The sequence below is a fragment of the Xanthomonas arboricola pv. guizotiae genome (genome assembly GCF_002940205.1).
Taxonomy (GTDB): Bacteria; Pseudomonadota; Gammaproteobacteria; order Xanthomonadales; family Xanthomonadaceae; genus Xanthomonas; species Xanthomonas arboricola_C.
On record NZ_MDSK01000077.1, the window covers coordinates 1 to 4,473 of the forward strand.

Below are 4,473 nucleotides of genomic sequence, written 5' to 3' on the forward strand. Positions count from 1 at the left end.
CCAAAGCGCACTAGGGATCTCGTTGCGACGTGTCATGCCGGCAATGTTGTCGCCGACTCAACAGAATTCAAGGGTTTTGTTAGCCGCTCTAAGGGCGCTGACATTTTTGCTGGCAACGATGTGACGCTTTCCGGCCGAAATGTCCTTCTTGATGCTGCAACGAATACCGCAAGCCAGGTTGAATCACATCGTGTGACCCAGTACGGTGTGACTGCTGCACTATCGGGATATGCCGTCGAAGCTGCGCGTGCGGCAGATGCTGCAGGCAAAGCGCAGGATGAAGGCGATGAGCGGATGGCGGCGCTGTACGCGGCGAAGGCGGCCTATGCCGCATACGATGCTGTACAGAGCGGCGCCGCAGCAAAGGTCACCGTCAGCGTTGGCGGAGGCGTTCAGAAAAGCGAGTCCAGCTACCTCGACACTAAGGCACAGGGTAGTACGGTCAACGCAGGTCGCAATGTCACGATACTTGCGAACGGTGACGGCACGAAAGACGCCGACGGTTACGCTCCCAACGGTGATATCACTTCGAAGGGCACCCAGATCAGAGCGGGAAATACGGTAGCGCTAGACGCTGTCCGTGATATTAATCTTCTTTCGGCTATCAGTAGCAGCGACCAAGTCAGCAAGTACGACGCTCACAACGCTAGTATCGGGGTGGGCTTTGGTTTAGGTGGGTCGCAGAACGGATTCACTATTGAACTTGCGGCCTCGCGTGCACTTGGCGAGAGTCAGGGGCTTTCGGCAACCAATCAATTGACAGGGGTTCAAGCTGGCAACGTACTGCTGATCAATAGTGGGCGCGACACGACATTGAAAGGCGCTCAGGCAATCGGTAACACCGTGGTTGCAGATGTCGGACGCAACCTCACGCTTGCCAGTACACAAGATCAGCAAACTTATAATCAGAATGATCTCAGCGGCGGCTTAAACCTTAGCCTTTGTATCCCCCCGATTTGCTATGGATCAATCTATGGCAGCGCTAGCGTCGGTCAGACCAAGATCGATAGCAATTACAACGCAGTCAATGGTCAAACCGGCCTTGCTGCCGGCAACGGCGGCTACTCGATCAATGTGGGTAACCACACGCAACTTGATGGTGCTGTACTTGCAAGCACGGCAATACCTGAAAAGAATCTGCTCTCGACACAGAGTCTTGGTGTTACGGAGCTTCAAAATCGAGCGGGCTACAGTGCCAATACTTTTAACTATTCAGCGAGCGCAGGTGGCTCGATAGGCGATCAAAGCGGGGGGCAGCCAGGTAGTACTGGAGCAAGTGAGACCACGTGGGGAGGGGGCACTGGACGTCCTGGTTTGGGTATTCCGCAATCTGAGTCATCCAGTAGCACAACGCGCAGCGATATTGCTGCGGGCACTGTCATCGTGCGCAACGGTGATACCTCTGCGTTAGACGGCCTGGATCGCACTGCGACAAAGATCCAACTGGAAGGACTTAAGGAACCTCTGAACAACTCTTGGCGTTGCGAGCGAACTTGGGATTTCGCTTGATCACGACAATCTCCGTTGCTGAAAATCAATCACTTACGCGTGATGGCTCCAACCTCAGGCGTCGATCAGAAGTCTATCGAGGAGTTGTTCAGAGCTTCCTTAAGAACAAGTTCGACCTTGAGGAAGTACAGAAGGATTTGATCGCAGGCCAGATCGCAAGCGAGGTTGGTTTTCGTACCGCTGGTTCGATTTCCGACGCGATTGCAAACGCAAAGGGGAGGGAGTGGCAGGAAGCCGAAGACGCATTGGCGCAGGCAGAAAAGAGTGGGGACCAGACTGCGATCAGTGAGGCAACTCAGCGGGCCGATGCTGCTAGAAGCAGTCTTGGGCTATGGCTGGATGGTGGTGCAGCGAAGGTAACGTTGCATACCTTGGTGGGTGCGTTGTCTGCTGCGCTTGGTAATGGCGATGTTCTTGGCGGTGCCTTGGGCGCGGGTGCTGCAGAAGCGACACGGCCAGCCACCGCGGGCCTGGCACCTGGTGCGCAGCAATTCATTAGTGCAGTTGTGGGAGCCATTAGTGGCGGTGGAAGTGGCGCTGCTACGGCGCTGGCAGGCGAGCAGTTCAATCGACAGTTGCATCCTGTCGAATTGTCTTTCGTTCGCAGCAAGTCTGATGAGTACACCAGCATATGTGGTTGTAGTAAGCAGGAAGCAGAGCGTCTACTGATGCGGGGTGCGCTGTACGCAAACGATCAGGATTGGCAGAGTCTACTGACGCTTTACACGCCCGAGCAGGTGCAGGGCTACAAGGATGCACAAAGCTGGTTGTTGACAGAAGCAAATGCTAACGGCGCCCACCTGACGTACGTGGACGAGCGTGGCGTCACCATGAATGCGTTCAAGAGCACCACCGAGGATTTCAAAAATCAAGAGCTTTATGCAGTTCAAGCGTTTGCCGACAGCACCGGCAGGAATCTGTACTTCAATGCCGCCAATGTCCGCCTCGTAGAAGACGCAAGCTTCAGTGAGTTGATGCGTGCTTACACGCAAAACCCCACTGAAGAAGCCAGGCAAGCTTTGCTAGGGTTCAAGGATGGAGCGGGCGGCTTGGTCGACCTCGTGAATCCCAAGACATGGTTATCCATGCAGATGCTGCAGTGGTCGATGCTTCATGATCCAGAGGGGACCAGCAAGAAGATCGCCAATGGACTCGCTGGCGAAGGCGGAAAGCTGATTGCCAATGTCCTGGTTGACTATACGCAGAAGGATCTGCAGGCATTTCGTGACGCAAAGGCCTATGCGACTGGAGCGCTTGCATTTGAAGCATTGGCTGAGATTGCAACGGCAGGAGCTATCAGTGCAGTCACTGCTGCAAAGATGACTACTCGTGCGGCAAAGGTCACCGCTGAATTTGCATCGACAGTTGAGAATGTTGCGAAGGATGCTGATAAAGCGGCTGAGATTGCACGAATTGCAGACAAGGCTGATCTTGGCGGCGAACTTGATATAATTGATTCGCCTGGTAAAATAACAGATAATAAATTTGACGAAATTAATGACGCTATTGACGTTGAGGTTCTTTCAGGTAAAAACTTGAAACATGTAAATGGATCGATTGGTGAACTGCGAGGCTATCAGGCTGCGGTAGATGAACTTGGGCATGTCGGAATACAGTCGCCTGGCAAAGTCACTGCTCCAGGTCCGGATTATATAACTTTCGACAAGTCAACTGGGTCGGTAGTTGTCTGGGATGCTAAGGAAGCTCTGAACAACTCCTCGATAGACTTCTGATCGACGCCTGAGGTTGGAGCCATCACGCGTAAGTGATTGATTTTCAGCAACGGAGATTGTCGTGATCAAGCGAAATCCCAAATTCGCTCGCAACGCCAAGAGTTGTTCAGAGGTTCCCTAAATACCGTTCGCCGGGCGGGCGGTACCCGGAATCTTTGGATTTGTCCACGGTCCAATCATGGATGCCTGAAGTCCGTGCTGCTGTAGATAAACTTCCGGAAGGGCCGATAAAAAATCTGGCCCTTGATGCGATCAATGAGGGTCGGGTGGATGGTAGAATATTCAAGTGGCCTAGGTAGGAGTGTCAATAATGCTTAATCACCTTCAACTTATTTCTGCCAAGAAGTGGTCGCCGCTTTCGAATTTTATTGAATATGACGATAACTGTCGAATAGGGGGTATGCTTTATAAGGCTAGTGAATTCGTTTATTTTTTAGTATCAAAATATAATGGGTCTGATTTAGGTGGTGCTGGCTCTGGGAATCATGTGGCTTCGGTCGGAATTTGTGGTGGGGAGGGGGCTGCTCGTAGGGCTTTTAATAGGGAGGTTGAATTGGATGATGGTACTTTTTTTGATGTGGAAGAGCTTGGCATAGGGCTTGGTAAAGGATCTACTTATAGGGATATTATAAATTTCGCTCGGGAAAATGGCAAAGTGGTGCAGGAAACGGCGGCGTACCGAATTGCAATCGATGGTGCTTTCATCCACAGGATGATTGAGACGGAGAAATGGATTTTTTATTTTAGATCGATGGAGAACTGTGATGAAGAGCTGCCTTATGCATTCCTTGGTAAAATGTCTGCTTGATTGAAGGGTGGTTGGTGCTAATGGCAGAGGTTGATGATTGCGGTGTCGTTCGCTAAATTCCGGCAACCCTCAGGTACGGATGTAATTAAGCGTTACACCCCCATGACCGGCAGCCAAGGCGTCAGCATCAGTGGCGCCAACGTCAGCAAAGGCGCCGTCGGCAGCGACGGGGCAGCATCATAGCCATCTTGCTCAACGGCATCGGCGCATAAGGCGGCTTGAGGGCCCGTACCCGACAGACCACAGCAAATGTCGACAGCCAGGCGGTGGTCCGCCGGGCAACCGGCAGCGCAGGCAGCATCCGTGTTGCCACCGGCACCAGTGGCAGCGCAGGCACCCAGGTGGGCGCCAACACGCAGGACGCCACGCTCGCCACGTCGGGCGGCATCGTCAAGATGTCGGTCGCACCGGTCGCGTCCAACG

3 protein-coding genes and 1 pseudogene are annotated in these 4,473 nt (G+C 53.1%); all 4 read left to right on the forward strand.

From position 1 onward, the window contains the following. Nucleotides 1-1,509, forward strand: a 1,509-nt coding sequence (locus XarbCFBP7408_RS21710; protein WP_181123327.1) for a hemagglutinin repeat-containing protein, incomplete at its 5' end; no start/stop codon positions are given. Further along, a complete protein-coding gene (locus XarbCFBP7408_RS22580) occupies nt 1,506-3,242 on the forward strand; it encodes a hypothetical protein (RefSeq protein ID WP_146093824.1) in 1,737 nt (578 codons plus the stop codon). The genes XarbCFBP7408_RS21710 and XarbCFBP7408_RS22580, both read left to right, overlap by 4 nt. Nucleotides 3,243-3,552: 310 nt before the next feature. After that, complete coding sequence (locus tag XarbCFBP7408_RS22585) at nt 3,553-4,050, forward strand: hypothetical protein (RefSeq protein WP_146093825.1); 498 nt, start codon at nt 3,553-3,555, stop codon at nt 4,048-4,050. Between the two features lie 102 nt (nt 4,051-4,152). Beyond that, nucleotides 4,153-4,473: pseudogene (locus XarbCFBP7408_RS23590) on the forward strand (hypothetical protein); the annotation flags it as partial.

Bases quoted from the DNA above. Each gene is read 5' to 3' on its own strand.
- XarbCFBP7408_RS22585 (WP_146093825.1), top strand. From the start codon at position 3,553: ATGCTTAATCACCTTCAACTTATTTCTGCCAAGAAGTGGTCGCCGCTT.